8 protein-coding genes and 6 pseudogenes are annotated in these 17068 nt (G+C 39.1%); 5 read left to right on the top strand and 9 right to left on the bottom strand.

Annotated features, from left to right (window positions below; all coding sequences use genetic code 11):
* Positions 1 to 881: 881 nt before the first annotated feature.
* The 4 genes and pseudogenes from ACED25_RS16945 to ACED25_RS16930 all read right to left on the bottom strand — a co-directional run.
* A pseudogene (locus ACED25_RS16945) lies at positions 882 to 1490 on the bottom strand (peroxiredoxin).
* Positions 1491 to 1492: 2 nt separating this feature from the next.
* Entirely contained in the window at positions 1493 to 1990 is a 498-nt protein-coding gene (gene tpx / locus ACED25_RS16940) for a thiol peroxidase (protein ID WP_017098871.1), read from the bottom strand.
* A 393-nt stretch (positions 1991 to 2383) separates the two neighbouring features.
* Positions 2384 to 2652, bottom strand: a pseudogene (locus tag ACED25_RS16935) (IS5/IS1182 family transposase); the annotation flags it as partial.
* A gap of 201 nt (positions 2653 to 2853) precedes the next feature.
* Positions 2854 to 3017: pseudogene (locus ACED25_RS16930) on the bottom strand (transposase); the annotation flags it as partial.
* Between the two features lie 576 nt (positions 3018 to 3593).
* On the opposite strand from ACED25_RS16930, the gene ACED25_RS16925 reads away from it, so the two are divergent.
* Complete coding sequence (locus ACED25_RS16925; RefSeq protein WP_371695740.1) at positions 3594 to 4991, top strand: EAL domain-containing protein; 1398 nt, start codon at positions 3594 to 3596, stop codon at positions 4989 to 4991.
* 367 nt (positions 4992 to 5358) lie between these two features.
* Here ACED25_RS16925 and ACED25_RS16920 read toward each other — a convergent pair.
* The 5 genes and pseudogenes from ACED25_RS16920 to ACED25_RS16900 form a co-directional block, all read right to left on the bottom strand.
* A pseudogene (locus ACED25_RS16920) lies at positions 5359 to 5603 on the bottom strand (IS6 family transposase); the annotation flags it as partial.
* Positions 5604 to 5861: 258 nt separating this feature from the next.
* On the bottom strand, positions 5862 to 7262 hold the full coding sequence (locus tag ACED25_RS16915) for a cytochrome P450 (RefSeq protein WP_017097118.1): 1401 nt from the start codon (positions 7260 to 7262) through the stop codon (positions 5862 to 5864).
* A gap of 158 nt (positions 7263 to 7420) precedes the next feature.
* Complete coding sequence (locus ACED25_RS16910) at positions 7421 to 8269, bottom strand: carotenoid biosynthesis protein (protein ID WP_371692655.1); 849 nt, start codon at positions 8267 to 8269, stop codon at positions 7421 to 7423.
* Between the two features lie 230 nt (positions 8270 to 8499).
* A pseudogene (locus tag ACED25_RS16905) lies at positions 8500 to 9082 on the bottom strand (IS6 family transposase).
* A gap of 25 nt (positions 9083 to 9107) precedes the next feature.
* Positions 9108 to 10019: pseudogene (locus ACED25_RS16900) on the bottom strand (IS5 family transposase).
* A 535-nt stretch (positions 10020 to 10554) separates the two neighbouring features.
* On the opposite strand from ACED25_RS16900, the gene ACED25_RS16895 reads away from it, so the two are divergent.
* The 4 genes from ACED25_RS16895 (at position 10555) to ACED25_RS16880 (ending at position 17047) form a co-directional block, all read left to right on the top strand.
* Complete coding sequence (locus tag ACED25_RS16895) at positions 10555 to 10902, top strand: hypothetical protein (protein WP_371695739.1); 348 nt, start codon at positions 10555 to 10557, stop codon at positions 10900 to 10902.
* Between the two features lie 120 nt (positions 10903 to 11022).
* Positions 11023 to 14373: a hypothetical protein gene (locus tag ACED25_RS16890; protein ID WP_371695738.1), complete on the top strand. Its 3351-nt coding sequence runs from the start codon at positions 11023 to 11025 to the stop codon at positions 14371 to 14373.
* A gap of 798 nt (positions 14374 to 15171) precedes the next feature.
* Positions 15172 to 15828 carry a 2OG-Fe dioxygenase family protein gene (locus tag ACED25_RS16885; RefSeq protein WP_029223059.1) on the top strand — a complete coding sequence of 219 codons (657 nt, stop codon included), beginning with the start codon at positions 15172 to 15174 and terminating at the stop codon, positions 15826 to 15828.
* The gene (locus tag ACED25_RS16880; protein WP_371695737.1) at positions 15812 to 17047 is read left to right on the top strand and encodes a cysteine desulfurase-like protein; all 1236 of its coding nucleotides are present in this window, start codon (positions 15812 to 15814) and stop codon (positions 17045 to 17047) included. The genes ACED25_RS16885 and ACED25_RS16880 overlap by 17 nt, the downstream gene beginning before the upstream one ends.
* The last annotated feature ends 21 nt before the right edge of the window (positions 17048 to 17068 follow it).

The raw sequence follows: 17068 nt of genomic DNA, 5'->3' as shown, positions 1-17068 counted from the left end.
TCTTCACCAAGCCACTTACTTTGGATAAAGGTACACTTTAATTCCAGCTTTAGGTCATCCATATGCTGTCCTTCTTGCCCAGTTAAAGCTTGATATTCCTCTAGTAAATTTAATGCAACTTTTAACGACATGACTTTCTCCAATATGGCAAAAATAATTCATAATACTTCTATAATCTTGAATGATGGAGTATTTTTCTGGTTATTAAGAATAAACGCTCTATACTCATTATTATAAACCTTAGATAATTTCTATTTTACTCCAATCGATTTTTCAACCATTGGATTGCCTATAACTAACAATAAATAGTTATTTTTAAATTGATTATACATATTTTCTCTAAAGATTTATTTGGACTGTAGAAAATTTTTGGCGATCCCAGATCAGGTTGTGAGGATGACATTGCTCCTAAAAATAGTTCTTATCTCAGTGGGATAAGTGGAGTAGTCCTTTACTGAATTAAGGTGAAAATGTTAACCTAATCATATTAATTAAACTCGATGAACTACTCGCAGCTGGAGGAGTTACCACTATAATTTTACGCGTAATTACATCCCTTTAAAATATCCAGACTCCCAATATTTCAGTTTGAATTTTTACATATAGTTAATCGTACTATTTAATCGTCTCAAGTAAAGAAGATAAAGTGTTCTTATATGGGAAATAGTTAGCCTCTTGGATGGTTGGTAGGTTTTCTATAAAGATTGACATATTGCTAATTGTTTTAAAAGTAAAAAAACACAACAAAATTGAAATAATAATTATAATTTTTCTCGAAAAACTCATAGATATAATAATATTAATTTAAGCACCAAAAATAAAAAATTAATTAATCAGATATGATTTTAAGAAAGAGGCCTAAGCCTCTTAATGTTAAAATGCTAACGATTAGCTAACGCTACTTTTACTGCTTCCCCTAAACTAGGGATAGTTGTCAGTTCTGGTACTCGTTGGGCATAAATAACCTTGTTGTTAGTATCCGTTACAATAATACTTCGGCTAAGTAATCCTAACTGTTTAATCTGAGTCCCTGTGTTTAGTCCAAATTGATGGTCTATAGAATCAGAAAGGTACGTCACTCCTTCAATAGAATGTTATTTAATAAACCGTTGCTGAGCAAAAGGCGTGTCTGCACTAATTGCGTAGAATTCAATATTATAAAGGTCATCGGTATTGTTTTTTATGTATTGAGAAAGCTCAATACCTTGCTGCACACATACTGGGGTGTCGACTGATGTGAGTATATTATATATTTTTATTGACTGACTTTTATTACTTGTATCATATTTTTTTAAATTTGAAGTAATTAATTGAGCTGAGGGCATTAAATCGCCCACCTTTAATGTAGAGCCAATTAAATCAAATTTGGTATTTTGTTCAAGTGTTACCACTTGATTAATCCCAAAACTCTCGCTAGCTTGAGTTGTTTCAAACTGCGCCAAAGTATTTGTTGAATATATAGCAGCTGCAAGAACAAGTAATTTACGCATAATCACACCAAAGCTGCCATTGCTGCTTCATAATTTGGTTCAGTCGTGATTTCTGGAACAAGCTCACTATATTTTACAACACCTTCACTATTAATTACGATAACTGCTCTTGCTGAAAATCCCTTTAGTGCACCTTCATTTAAGTTTACGCCGAAGTTTTCAGTGAAAGAAGGCTCTCTGAAGAAAGAAGCCGTTTTTACATTATCAATTCCTTCTGCACCACAGAAACGATTCATAGCAAAAGGTATATCGGCAGAAATACACAACACAATAGTATTATCTAAATTGGCTGCTTTTTCGTTAAAGTTACGAACACTTGTTGCACAGACAGGAGTGTCGATACTAGGGAAAATATTTAATAGGATATTTTTACCTTTTAAGCTTTCTAAAGTTAGATCATTTAAATCTTTGTCACAAAGCGTAAAGCTAGGAGCTACTTGATTAGGTTTAGGGAGTTGACCAGAAATTGAAACAGGATTTCCTTGAAAAGTAATAGACATAACATTTTCCTCATGATTATTTATTATTTAGCTCGAATTAATTGAGCTGGCGGATAGTAGGGTAAATTTTATAAACAACAAATCCGATGTGTCATTTATTTTTAGTGCTTTTATTCCAATCATCATCAAAATTTAAATCAAACAACCTATAAGCTTCTTTAATTGACGACTCACCGCCCTATCAGGCAGTGCTTCTTATTTCGTTAGCCGTTGTTCGATAGCATCAAGACTTACGCAGCTTCTATAAGCAGAGACGATTGTCCAGCCGCCTTTAATTCTAGAAGGCCTTTATCACGGATATTAAGGGCGTCGTTTAAGTCGGGATCTATGTTCGTAGTGGGCTTTGTTGCGTAATTAAATTTAGAGATAGAGCGAAACCGTTTCGCATGCTTTTTAGTCAACACGACAAGTATCAGGCATGCCTACCCAGTAAGTTTGTTCAACGCTTTTATCATTGCGTAAGTTTCACCCACCTGTGCATTGTAATTTTTTAGACTTAAACGGCCACCAAGCGAATGTTTAATTCGATACATTGCTGTTTCTGAGAGTGAGCGTTTGTTGTAACCATACCGCTCTTTTCAATACTTATTTGAACTGTATAATTTCTGGCAACCCACTGCGAGATTTCGAGGATGACCGCGTTCCCAAAAGGCTGCCTCTTCTCCATTTGTAACCGTCGATAAACTTAGCTCTGCTGCAATGATTTCATGAGTGCTTGCATTGACTGCAATATCCAGCTTTCTCCAGACTACTCTACGCTTACCATTCGTCCCGTGCTTTTTGATTTTCCATTCGCCTTCGCCTTCGCCATAAAAACTAAGGCCAGTAGTATCAATAGTTAAGTGCAGTATCACACCTCTCGTTTTTATCTTAAATGAGATATCAACTTGCTTTGCTCTTCGGCTAATACAAGTGTAGTGCGGACAACTTAACGGAACATGGGCAAGCCTAAATATCGAGTCGATAAACCCTGCAGCGCTCTCAGTGGCGTAGAAAAAACTCGTTTCACCATGAACGCTGTCGTGATAGCTAAATCACTGAACCGACGTGGCCTCCCGCGTTTACTCTGTTTGCTTTGCGACCACCCGCTATCGCTTTTTCATCAATCAAAAGGTCAGAGAACCGCGGTTAATAAGTGATTGCTTGTATTGCTTCCAGTTGGTTATTTTGTAACGAGGTTTAGGCATGGGGCTACGAGGAGTAACGAATGTAACTGAGCAGATCGATCAATTGAATTACACAACAAAGGCATTGTGCCGATAAGTAATAATGGTCAGCTCGATAATACTGAAGGCTTATCTGCTTGGGAGCAATTTTACGCACTAGTAGCCTAATTGCATCTAAAAATCAGTATGCTCGTACTTGATCATAACTTTGCGACACAACCGATAATTGAGTTTGAATTTCAATCTTTAATTGTTTATTAAAAAGTCAAGGTGTTTTTTGGGCTCCTACAGGCTTAAAGTGGTCAGATTTGATATTTTATCAAATATGAGACAATTCACTTCTTGTTGTGAGTTTTTATGACTCACATCACACTTTGGGGGTATCTATGACTGGCTTACTTTTCTTGATGGTGGTGATTTTATGTTTGGTGTTTTGCATGAAATCATCAAAAAATAAAAAGAAGTTATCTTTTTTTCAACAACGACTGGAACGAGAACAAAAAAAAAAATCATTAAAGCATCTTTTTTGTGAAGAAACAGATTTGCCTAATATTAATTACATTCAAAAAAAACTACTTAATAAAAACAATAAAAATCACAGTGTTATGCATGTAATTTGCGTTGGGAGAACTGCAGATTTCTATAAGTTTTTCGATTCTAAAACGAGTAAAATAATCAAATACGAATTACATTGCCATCTTAGTGAAAATCTTTCACCGAGTATCATGGGGTTGTTTGAAGGTAAATATATTATTATTATTTTCGATAGTGATAATCCTGCTCTGGAAAAGGATATAATTGAACAGCAACAAAAAATACAATATTTTCTACCGTCTGAAAAGAAGGTTGATAATAAAAAAATAATGTTAGACTATTCTGTTGCCAGTATGAAAATCCCTAGCCTCGTTCAACCTCTAGATAAAAATAAGCTATTTAGACGAATGGCTTACAGCGTCAATAAATCATGTCAGTGTGTTGATGGTTTATATGTATATAATGTTAATGACTATAATGAAAGTGTCAATAGGCGTCATGTAATTCAAGCTTTGCATAGTGACATTCAACAAGGTGGTGCTCAGTTTGAGCTTTTTTACCAACCCGTTGTTTATAGTATGAGAACATCTAAGGATTATCTCTGGGAGATTCTCCTTAGATGGAAACGTACACAATATGGAGGGCCTGGGTCGTTCATGCCTCTACTGGCAACGGAACCGCATTTACATTATGCATTAACCATGATGATTTTTAATAAATTAATAGAATATTCGATGGCCACTGAAAAAACATTACCGAATTTTAGTATTAATATCAGCCATACTGATCTAAGTATCGTTAGTTTTTATGATGATGTGATGGAATCAACCAAAGGTGCCCCAGGATTAAGATCATCAATTATATTTGAAATGGTTGAATATAGTGAAGGGCTTTCAGGGGGTAATATTAAAGAAAATATCGAACTCCTTAAGAAAGCAGGTTTTCGATTTGCTATAGATGATTTCGGCTGTGGCTATTCTAACTTTAACCTTTTATCAAAAAAGCACTTTGATTTTATCAAACTTGATAAGTCGCTATTAAAAAAATGTCAAAATGATATTGTGGCTAGTGAAACACTTAAGTTTATGGTTAAACTATCAGAGCTTATTGGTGTTACTTTGATTGTCGAGGGGGTGGAAACACCTCTACACTTACGGCTACTTCCTAAAAAGGCGCATGTCTTATTTCAGGGTTTTCATTTTTATAAACCAATGAAGCTAACTAACACTCTTGCTCTCACTTCAGTACCCGTTCCCATTCAATCTGTTCTGAATCATCAAAATTTGGAGTTCACTAAGTAAAGCGGTGAAGACATAATATGGAATTGATAAGGAAGGTTCTTAGAATTCAGACAAAAGAAGAAAAGCGACTAATTTTGAAGGCTAGATTACAGTTTGCAATGACACAGACTGCGGGAAAGGGTTGTGATTGATGTTTTTCTTGTACAGAGTCACCACGCCTGAAGGGGTTGTGTGGCTTTGTTGCGTAAAAGAATAATCCACTTCACGGGGTTTGAAGTCCGATGGAACGAAAACGTACGCTAAGGCCAATCATCAAAACCTGAAGGATTTTCCAGGGGCCTTAGCTGCCCCTTCATCACTTGATCTGCTAACGTAAATGAATAGTGCCCAAGTAGGTTGTGTCGCAAAGTTTTGTAGAAATGAAAAGTACTGATTTTCTGGTGTAGTTCACTTGCCCTTTGACGTTAATGTACGTCTCGTCCATTCGCCACGAAGAAGCGACTGGCTTCTTTATTTTACGTGTCTGGTGCTCAAACAGGGGAGCGTATTTAATGACCCAACGGTTCAATGTTGAGTGGTCAACATGATGCCGCGCTCACCTAACACCTCTTCAGTTTCACGGTAGCTCAGTTTGTAGGAAATATAGTAACGAACGGACTGCAGTATGATCAGAACCTACCACCCTTGTTCGCGACAAACCCCCTAGGAGAGGGCAATGCCAACCTCACTTGAGAAGAAGAGATTTGAGTTCCATAATAAGATCGTTTGCGGGATAATTATCGATTAAAGAACAAAAGTCTTCTTCTAATTGAAGATATTTAAAAGCACGTCTCAAATTCCGTCTATCTTCTTCACCAAGCCACTTACTTTGGATAAAGGTACACTTTAATTCCAGCTTTAGGTCATCCATATGTTGTCCTTCTTGCCCGGTTAAAGCTTGATATTCCTCTTGTCAGCATCAGCAACTTTTTTAATTTTGACTTTAAATCCAACAGGCGACATGGTGAACGCGAACTGTTCGAACACATCTTCAGGAGCTTGCTGAGGCTCTAACGTAAATTCATTAAATAAAGAATGAAACGCCAATTTTATTTCCATAATAGCGAGTGAACGACCCGGACAAAGCCTTGCCCCCCCGCCAAATGGTTGAAGGTTCGAAAATGACGCCCCTTTTTTATTTATCCAACGATTAGGATCGAACGACATTGGATCTTCAAACAAATCGGGATCAAAACCGTTAGCATGCAGTATTACGAAAACAGGCGTGCCTTTTTTTATTTCAAAATCACCAAGATAAGTATCTTTTGTCGGCTCTAGGTAAAGCTGAGGAGCCACAGGTTTAAGGCGCATCGCTTCATACATAATTGCTGTCATGTAGGGAACCCGAGGGATCGGCCACTCTAATACAGAAGCTTCTCCCAGATCAGCCAGTTCACTTTGTAAAGCTTGCTCGCTACCTTGGTTTCCACTCACAAGAAACGCCATCCAAGCAAGAGTGTTTGCTGTGGTATCTTCCCCTGCTAATAACAGAGTAATGGCGTTCGCTAGAATATCTCGATCAGTCAGTGATGTATCCAATTCTTGTTCCAGCAGCATTATTTGAAGCATATTTTCTGGCGACTCTCTAAGTTCAGGACACTCAGCCAAACGCGTGCGCTGCTTATCAATACAAGTCGATACAAAATGACCGATCTCTTCTAAACTTGCATCGAACTGAGTATCTTTCTTGGTTTTGAAAAATCGCCATAAAGGAATAGGAGACTTAGAGCGCTGGCTAATCACAGGAAAGACATGTCGCAAACTTTCTCCGAGAGGAGTGTCTGATTGCTCAATCGAATTAAAGTCTTCACCAAAAGCCAACAATGATGTGACATCTACTGTGTATTTTTTGAATTCGCTAACTAAATCAACGACAGTTTCTGATTCTGATAACTTTTCAAAGTGCTTTCTTAAACGTTCGGTAATCACACTTAACTTAGGGTAAAAATGTTTAAGGTGGCTAGGCTGGAACATAGGTTCAGTCAACTTTCTCTGATGTTTCCAACGATCACCTTCTGCAGAAAAAATACCGTTAAGCCCTGCTTCTTCAAACACACTTTCAATGCTTTTCAAACGGCGAAAGTCATCTGGCCTCGATTTTAAAATCGCCTTAATCTGAGAGGGTTCAGAGAGAACCATTACATCCTTCATTCCCAGTTTCAAACGAAAATAAGCACCATATTCATTCACCCAAGACAGCATCTGTTGATGAACATTGGGTTTCTTCAAATAACTCACATGCCCCAAAAAACCCGATTTAGGAGGCATTGGAAGCTGTTCAATTTTCTGCATTTGTATTTCCTTAACTTGATCTGAATGCTATGAATAGCAGGTGCTGAGAGTGGCCTAGCATGCTTGTTATCGTAATACGAAACTTTTGTTGTGATACAACGCTAGCGCGTGTAAACAATGTGAGTACCGTATTGTGTGAACTAAAGAACTCTTGTCGCTCAGAGCGAGTGACTGCGGTGTCGGTAGATCTTATAGATAGATTGGATACCGATTGGCAGCATAGTAAAGATACCAATAAGCATCACACTTCCATAAATGTCTTTTGAGCTAAAAATTTCGCCATGCAAAGTGGCGACATCAAGGTTGTCTTTGAACAAGAAGCAAAGGATGTATTTTGACATGATGGTAACGTAAATGATTGAGGGCAGGTATAAGTAACCATGGGGCGGGATCTGCTTCAAATGTACTTTATCGTTGTAGCACCATAATGCGAAAGGCAAATAAAAGGTAAATACGCATAAAAACCACCCAAAGAAATTACTTAACGGAACGCCAAAATACACACCAGGATCGGTCCAGACCCACAGCGATTTGATGAGCGAATTCACAGGATCCATAACGACATCCCATGAAACCATTACAAATGAGGCAGTAAGAGAGATGATGATTGCTTTACTTTTCGTTTGTATCGGTTTATCAAACTGATTAAGAAGGATGGTTGATATAAACCAAGAGACATAACCCAAACTGAAGTAGGTCGGCATGATTGCTAATGGGACGTCAAATATTTTAATTCCTAGTCGGTCAGAATAATAATAGTGACCAAAAGGAAATCCACTTGAAATACTAACGCTTTCGTAGAAAACACTGACAACGAAGACTAATAGAAAGAAACATGACATTTTCTTTATACCGCAATAGACACTACCGTGTAATATTGCAAACGGGAACAAAATTAGTGGAGTAAATACGCTCGATATATGTAAGTCGGTATAACCTCGAAGAAATGAATAAACAATATAAATAATGGTGATTGCAAGCAAGAATAAAGGTGCTCTAGGCTTCATATACTACTCTTATTTTTGAAACTAAAAGTCATGATAACGATTAGGCAAGATGAATAATGGTGCTAATCAATTGATATCAAATAGACGGTAATAATAAAGCGGGACAGAATATCATGAAAAGTTTGTTGCCTGGTCTAATCAGTGGCTTTGATGTAATGTGATCTGTACCATTAATACGGTTGTGTCGCAAAGTTATGACGAAGTACAAGTGTACAGATCTTCAGATGCAATTAGGTTGCTAGGGCGTAAAATTGCTCCCAAGCAGATAAGCCTTCAGGATTATCGAGCTGTTCACTTTTAATTATCGACCACAGTTCCACGCCTGCCAGGGTGGAACTGGCTCCCTCATCTGATTTCCCATCAGCCAGAGTTAAACATTGACATTATGTAACGCTAACGCGTTGGCACCACTCTTATCGCTAACCACTTTTCCTAGTAAACCCTTATAGCAGATTGCCTTGGCAAAGAAGGCGCGAGCCGTTTTCTCATCACGGCGTTTGCAGAGTAAAAAATCAATGAAATGACCGTGCTTCTCAACGACTCGATAGTAATATTTCCACTGACCTTTGACGTTAATGTATGTCTCGTCCATTCGCCACGCAGAAGCGACTGGCTTCTTTATTTACGTGCCTGGTGCTCAAGCAGGGGAGCGTATTTAATGATCCAACGGTTCAATGTTGAGTGGTCAACACTGATGCCGTGCTCAGCTAACACCTCTTTAATTTCACGGTAGCTCAGCTTGTAGGAAACACAGTAACGAACGGACTGTAGTCTGATCTCAGAAGGCTTTGTTGCGTAATTAAATTTAGAGATAGAGGCACCCCGTTTCGTATGCTTTTTAGTCAATACGACAAGTTTCAGGCATACCTAACCCCGTAAGCTTGTTCAACGCTTTTATCATCGCGTAAGTTTCTCCCAACTGTACATTGTAATTTTTTAAGCTCAATCGTCCTCCTAGCAACTGTTTAACTCGATACATCGCTGTTTCTGACAGTGAGCGTTTGTGGTATCCATATCACTCTTTCCAATACTTATTTGAGCCGTATAACTTCTGGCAACCCACGGCGAGACTTCTAGGGTGACCACGCTCCCAAAAGGCTGTCCCTTCTCTTGGGGGAATAAGCGCAACGGCTCGCTTAATATTAATAGCAGCGTGACATGCTCTCGTGTCCTAAGCGCCATCACCAGACACCTCTAGGATGCCACGGCATGGTTTGTTTCAGTAAATTCGGAAGCACTTCTCCATCTGTAACCGTCGATAAACTTAGCTCGGCTGCAATAATTTCATGAGTACTTGTATCGACGGCAATATGCAGCTTTCGCCAAACTCTCCGCTTACCATCTGTCCCGTGTTTTTTGACTTTCCATTCACCTTCGCCATAAACCTTAAGGCCAGTCGCATCAATGGCTAGGTGCTGTATTGCTCCTCTCGCTTTTGTCTTAAATGAGACCTCAACCGGCTTAGCTCTATGACTGATGCAAGTGTAAGGCGGACAACTTAATGGAACGTGGGGAAGTCTAAATACCGAGTCGATAAACCCTTGCAGCGCTCTCAGTGGCATAGAAAATACGCGTTTCACCATGAGCGCTGTCGTGATGGCTAAATCACTGAATCGACGTGGCCTCCAGCGCTTATTCTGTGCCCAGCCACTTATCGCTTCTTCATCAATCCAAAATGTCAGAGAGCCATGGTTAATGAGGATTGGATGTATTGCTTCCAGTTGGTTGTTTTATAACGAGGTTTAGGCATAGGGCTACGAGAGGGAGTGAATGTAGCTGATCAGATCGTAGGTTCTGGATTTAGTTCCACTGAATTACGCAACAAAGCCATCTCAGAAGGGAAGTGACGGCCAGTAAACTTAATAGTCATAATGTTAAAGCTGAAGAATGTTGAGGGGTGAGCATAACCTACCCCCTTGTTTGCGACACAACCCCTGTTTCTTGTGATTAAAATTTGCCGCCACTATATCGCCATTCGGGTACTGGAAGTAAGCGTAACTCCATGATTTTTCGTTACATTAAGTTAGCTTTGAGATTATAGTTTAGAACTTAATGGAGACAAACGTTTTCGTGGCTGGAAGATCAGTGAAAACACGCAAAGGTTTTAGGGCTTTGGAGTGTTGGGCTATGGCCACGTTCAGTAAACTAGATGAGGTCTTATTCTAGTAATCAAACTTACCTTACGTTGATTTGAAGTTGACCTTGAAGAAGCTTGTATGTGTAGTGCTCAATAAAGAACGGTTGTATAATAAGCTTCTCAACAAACTGATTTAAAAGTGAAAAATATGGATTTTGTAAGCAGCGCTCTCATTGGTGGAGCTTTGTACGAATTAGTGTCATCTCCAATTAAACTAACAGCTAGCTACATCAAGGCAGGTCTAGACAATATTGTTAATCTTGAAGATAAGGTCGCTGCCGTAATAGCTGAAGAGCTATCTAAAGAAGAATACAAGAAGTCAGCATCTCCAGAAGAGCTAGCTGGACTAATTGAGTCATCAAAAGTCCTTCAAGAGGTAATAGCCCAATTAAACGAAAAACCTCAAACTGTAATCAATATTAATGCATACGGAAGTGGTGATGCATTTAATGGCGACAAGATCATGGGCAACCAAATCAACATCAAAGATAAGTAAACCTTCCTTTGAATAAATCACGATAGCCTTAACGTATGTTTGTCAATTGAGGCTCTATTAAAGTGTGGGTCTTCCTATATTCCCTAATTACAAAAAATCAGAACACACTATGAGGTATCAATGAACACCTACAATATAACCAGCAGCGGTACAGGTGACGCATTTGGCGGTAACAAAGTTATTGATGCTGAAATTTTTATAGATAAGCTTCAAGTCCAGATCAGTGATAACGTATCATTAAGTGCTATAAGTAGACCTATCATTGATGCTCTAGATGATTTCAGGCAAAACGACAATCATAGTGGGATACAAAAACTAAGCCTCCTCAGTATGATGGGGACGTTAGATGAAGAAGCAAAGCTGGCTATTGCATCCCTTCGAATCCTAATGAGTGGTGAAAGCCTTGAGAATGATGAGGAACGAGTCGAAGGTTATTCTCAATCTGAAAACTACTCCACATTTGCACAGGAGCTAGCAAACGCTGCAATACTTAAACTAATCAAGATTAGAAATGGTAAAGAAGCCGCCGAAGCATACTTTGAAAGAATCCCTGAACAAACGTTACCTCAGTATATTTATTTGCAAACGCTTGCTACTGAGGGCTATGTAAGTAACCTTGTAGCCAGACAATCAGAATTACCTGAGTTCATTCTTGGTGCTTTATTTGAAAAAACGCTCGAATATTCAATGATAGCCGAAAGCCAAGGCATCCTTGATCTATTGCGAGAGTTAAAGCCTCTAGCTGATTTCAAACGAGAAAGAATCATCTTAGAGTGCGTCAATGCTAATGACTTTCTCAATAAAGATTATTTCTGTCTATCATCTGAAGATAAGTCTACGTTTGATAACCTACGAGACTCACTCATAGAGCTGATTGGCAGCAGTAAAGCGCCTGACTTTAAACTAATTAACATCCTTAGCCAGCTATTTCATTACACTCAATATACTTGTGCAGTAACAAGAGCTTGTCTGGAAAATAACCAAATAAACATAGAAACAAGAAATTATTTCGATGATGAAGTATTGAAGTCTGTGCTGACTAAAACTCCTTTAAATGAGTTTGAAAACATACACTCGCTGTCACCAGAAGAACTTTCGCTAAAACTAATAAATCAAACAGATAAAAACTTTTGTAATTTACCTGTTGTCGGATTGCTCTGCCAAAGTGGGGATAGCGAACGAATAATAGGAACCCTCGATAGGTTATCCGAACAAGCCTCTATGGGGGCTAAAGCTAACCTACTAGCTTTGGCTGCTATCAGCTGTCCAATTTTATCAAATCATGAATTTCCTCATACTCAAGTTGAGGACTGCATAGACAACTACTTTAAAGACGCAGATTTAAGCATCTCCTTTATCGACAGCGTTGCGTTTCACTTTGCGCACAATGGACATGTAGAAATAGCAGTAAAGCTTTATCAAATAGGCTTTAACGATCACTTTCCTTGGCTCTCAGATACTTATTTTTCATATCTAAACTGTTCACATCAAGCCAGACAGTACAATACCGTTACTCAACGCTTGTCTCATTTGAATGAAGAGGAAAAGCAAAAAGAAGAAATAATAACACTCTACTCTTTGCTTGCTAACGAAGAAAAAAACTATGAGCTAGCAGCGACTTTGCTTCGAAAAAATATAGAACGATATGAGGATCGCACCCTAGAGACTTATGAAAAGAGGAATCTAGTCTATTTATGGGGGCAATACTTAGAGACCGTTCATCAAGAAAACCCAAGCAAAGCTCATGAGCTAACAAGTGAATTACCCTCCAATATTTTTGATGAATGCTTTGGGGAGTATTCGTGGCGACTAATGTTTTACCATTCACACCGTATTGAAGATATTGCCGAAAAAGCTCTCGATTGGTTCTTGGATGATCCCTATTCAAATGCCAAGCATTATTTCAAGTTAATAATGCATGCCAACCAAAACTTCCATGAACAAAACTGGTCGTTTAACTCTGGAAAATATACCAACGCATACCATTACAAAGAAAACTATAAATCGTACATAAAAATAGCGGTTCCTACTCGGTTTGTAAGAAACAACCCTCAATATCTAATTGATGTTAGTGGAGTAGTGGCTACTAAACTAAGTCATTCTCAATTAGGGGATGCAATTTTATTGCCTGTAAAACTTTGTACTTTAGTTGATAAATTATTCCCCGTGATTGCAGCTTATCACATTGCACAAAACATCATGGATGAAGATGAAAGCGAAGTTTTTCACATGCTAAGACTTCCAGAGGATGCTACAGGTGAAGAGATACTAGAAGAACTACATAAAGTAACATCTACCTTCAGGGAACAAAGAGATAAATTAGCTCCGCAAATGAAGCAACCGATCCCTATAGACCTTAAATACAAATACTTAAACGGTCAGGATTACGCAGAAAAAGCGATGTCAGCCATACTTTGTGAAGATGTAACAATCCACATAACCCCGATTAATGAGGAGCACTCTAAAGTAGGTTGTAGGGATTTCGTTATCGATGAAACTACGGCTATATATTTAGCATATATAGGTTATCAAGCTTTCAAAGGTTACACATGGCATATGACAAAGGCTGTGTATGAGTCATTATCACTATATTGTGACTTTCACAAAGATCAATGGCCGTTTTATCATGAATCACATGACACAGTGTACTTTGAAAAAGAAGGAGAGCGAAAAAATAGTGTCGTACCGACAAACGTCATTGAGAACCTGTTAGATATCCTTCAACAGACCGAGGTACATAGTGACAGCAACTTGGATATACCTCTTAACTTAAAGCTCAAATTTAGAGGTATATGTACCGAAAGCTTCCTGCTAAGCATTGCATTAGCTGAACAGCTTGAAATAGGCTTCTTCGCTATAGATGCAGGAACAAGGAACATTCTCAAGCTCTTTGCGCCGAACATAGAGGCATTGATGCCTGAAGATTTCCTAGAGATTATTGTTTCAAATAAAGATCTTCAAATTATCAACAACTTGCTTTGGTTAAATTGTCACTCAAACATTAGTTCAATGTCATTCGATAGTATGGAGGAATTAATACAGTACGGTAGTGACGAAAAATTAACAATACTGATCAAGTTTTGTCAGTCTCACATTGACAGTCAGTGGTCAAAAACAAATATTATCAATTTAATCATTGCCTGTTTGAAAAAAATGGTTATTGCGGGTATTTTTACTGATAAAACAGAAGTTGTTGAGCAACTACTTATCGGCTTACTTGTAATGTTGACCAATAGTGAATCGGTCACAAATACTATTACTGACCACTTAATTAATTTATTACCTGTACCTCTTTTTCTTGAGCACTATGAGCAAGAAAAATATCACAATGATCTGAGTTTAATTCGACAATCACTATTTGAAATCACACAAAGGTACACTGACTGTCTTTCAAAAGCTCTAAGAAAAAATAACCATTCAACGGCTGCATTTTGGAAAAACTTTGCAGACCGATGTGACTTAGATGAGTAGAACTTGAACTTTCTATCCATACCACTCAAGGAATGTTACTTCATGATTTTTAAAAAACTTCCGTGAATTGGTAAACTTGGACACCGTGTTATGGAAGAGCGGCTTGCATTTGTGAACACATGCCGCTTATTACTAAATTACATCATTTGTCGTGGCGGACTTCAAATACCTCATGTTCAGGTTTTCAGATACGACTGAGCCAATATCCCCCCGTAACATTCCACTTCAAAAATCTTCGAGACTAAAAGAACTATCAAGTTGCTCTTCTAAAGAAATGAGCCATTTGAGGGCGGCCGAGTTCCCCCCGAACTCGACCTGTTCCAGACGCGCAAGCAAAGGCGTTTGGTTTCTGGCTTACTGATAAATTAACCAATTTTAGTTTGTTGTGTAAATAATCAATAGCTTGGCAATTGATAGGTAGGTCGTATTTCGATGTGCAAATCATAGAAATAAATGATGACAACCGTGGTGCCTGAGTTCATGCAAGGAGGCTGGCGTATTGAAGTGAAAGGGCCGACACAATATGAAACTTGCCTTTCTAGTTAATAATATCGTTATTATTTAAATTGTAGGTATTTATAACTGGCTAGTGGAGTGTGCTAGTTTTAAGAGTTGGTCATCTTTTATTCTGGTGTTATACACTGCTTTTTATTTCTAGATTGGACTTAGTGTCTGAATTATTAAATCTGACGGGATAAATGATTGTTTAATGTTGATTTGGCAAGATCTTCAAGTATCCTTTATGTAAACAAAACGTTAAATATCGAAAGTTAATTAACAATCATTAAGGAGTCGATGATGTTACATGCTCACGAAAATACCCTACATATTACCCACCTCAGTAACCATGCAGTTAAGGAGTTGTCACCTTCATTCTCTAAGCTACCAAGCACAGAGCATGCAGATGGCCAGTTCCGATTGAGAAGGTACTCAGTGGTTGAATTCAGTAATGGACAAGTCGTTGAGCTAGACAAACATAACTTTGTTCAGTCTGAAAACATTAATCACTTTCAAGGTGATGTTGTTCGTCAGTTCGAGCCGATTGAAGCGAATATTCTAAGCAGCGAAGGCATGCAAGAGATGTGTGAACTGTTTATTGAAACCAACGGGCTTGAAGACGGACAAGAAATCGAAATCCATCAAATCCGCATTGCCGCTATTTTTGAAGAAACTCAGGTTGCACCAGAAGGTGTTCACCAAGACGGTTTTGACCACATCGCGATCATTGGTGTTACTCGTCACAACATCGTTGGTGGTGAAGTGATGCTTTATCAAGATAGCCACGAAGCGCCATTTTTTAGAAAAGTGTTAGGAGATGGCGAGGTGGCAATGCTTGCTGATAGTAAGCTTTGGCACAATGCACAACCGATTCGTACCATAGACCACGGCGAGATGGGCTACATGGATGTGTTTGTTCTAACGGCTAAGGATGCGCGCAATGTCCTTCACTCTTAATGACGTGCGCCAACAGTTTAGCGCGTTAGGCCAATATCATAATGGCAAGCCAGTCACTTTCTTTGATGGGCCGGGCGGCTCTCAGGTGCCTGAGAATGTTTTAGCATCAATGACCGAATACCTAGGGCATTTCAATTCAAACCTAGGCGGCCACTATTTTTCTAGCCAAAAGACCACAAGTTTAATGCAGCAAGCGCGAGAAGCGGCGCAAGCACTGCTCAATGCGGAGTCTTCTGGCAACGTTGTGTTCGGAGCGAACATGACATCGCTGACCTTCCAACTAAGCCGAGCGATCAGCCGCGATTGGAAAGAGGGCGATGAAGTTATCGTCACTGCGCTAGATCATTACTCAAACGTGTCGAGCTGGCAGCAAGCGGCAGACGACAAAGGCGCGATTGTTCGCCAAGTTCGTGTAGACGAGTCGGATTGCAGTTTGGATATGGCGCATTTTGAATCGCTGCTTAACGAGAAAACCAAGCTTGTCGCGGTGACGTTTGCTTCGAACACGACGGGCTCGATTGTCGATATGGCAAAAGTTATTGAGCTTGCACATCAATATGGTGCGCAGGTTTATGTCGATGCCGTTCATTACGCGCCACACCATTTGGTCGATGTTCAGCAATTGAATTGTGATTTCTTAGCGTGTTCAGCGTATAAGTTCTTCGGCCCGCATGTGGGTATTGCTTATGTTGCGCCTCAATGGCTGCATACTTTAAAGCCTTACAAGGTAGAGCCTGCAACCAATATAGGCCCAGGTCGATTTGAGACAGGAACACAAAGCTTTGAAGGCCTTGCCGGTGTGATTGCGGCGGTGGATTACTTAGCGCAATTAGGTGATCCCGCCGATTCATTGCGTTCTCGTTTAGAGCAAAGCTACGCGCTTTATAATAAGCATGAAAGCCAACTCAGTGAGTACTTCCTTAAACGCTTGTCTGATCTAGAAGGGGCAACGCTTTACGGAAAAACCGAATTTGATTCGAACCTAAGAACCCCAACCTTTGCGATTACCTTTGAGAACCATTCTCCAGAGTTCATCGCCAAGAAGCTGGGTGAACATAATATCTGTGTGTGGAATGGTCACTTCTACGCATTAGGGTTAGTGAAGCAGTTGGGTATTGAAGAGCAGGGCGTGGTGCGTATTGGTTGTATGCATTACAACTCTATTGAAGAGATCGACTTGCTGTTTAATGTGCTTGAAGGGATCTTACGAAGCCACTAGCACTTAATAGCTACAGAATTA

This window comes from Vibrio sp. 1F263, assembly GCF_041439035.1.
Lineage (GTDB): Bacteria > Pseudomonadota > Gammaproteobacteria > Enterobacterales > Vibrionaceae > Vibrio > Vibrio tasmaniensis_A.
Note: the sequence above shows the minus strand (reverse complement) of the source record. Positions and strands in the feature narration are given on the sequence as shown.

Coding starts and splice junctions, on each gene's coding strand:
- tpx (WP_017098871.1), bottom strand. CDS start 1,990: ATGTCTATTACTTTTCAAGGAAATCCTGTTTCAATTTCTGGTCAACTC.
- ACED25_RS16925 (WP_371695740.1), top strand. CDS start 3,594: ATGAAATCATCAAAAAATAAAAAGAAGTTATCTTTTTTTCAACAACGA.
- ACED25_RS16915 (WP_017097118.1), bottom strand. CDS start 7,262: ATGCAGAAAATTGAACAGCTTCCAATGCCTCCTAAATCGGGTTTTTTG.
- ACED25_RS16910 (WP_371692655.1), bottom strand. CDS start 8,269: ATGAAGCCTAGAGCACCTTTATTCTTGCTTGCAATCACCATTATTTAT.
- ACED25_RS16895 (WP_371695739.1), top strand. CDS start 10,555: ATGGATTTTGTAAGCAGCGCTCTCATTGGTGGAGCTTTGTACGAATTA.
- ACED25_RS16890 (WP_371695738.1), top strand. CDS start 11,023: ATGAACACCTACAATATAACCAGCAGCGGTACAGGTGACGCATTTGGC.
- ACED25_RS16885 (WP_029223059.1), top strand. CDS start 15,172: ATGTTACATGCTCACGAAAATACCCTACATATTACCCACCTCAGTAAC.
- ACED25_RS16880 (WP_371695737.1), top strand. CDS start 15,812: ATGTCCTTCACTCTTAATGACGTGCGCCAACAGTTTAGCGCGTTAGGC.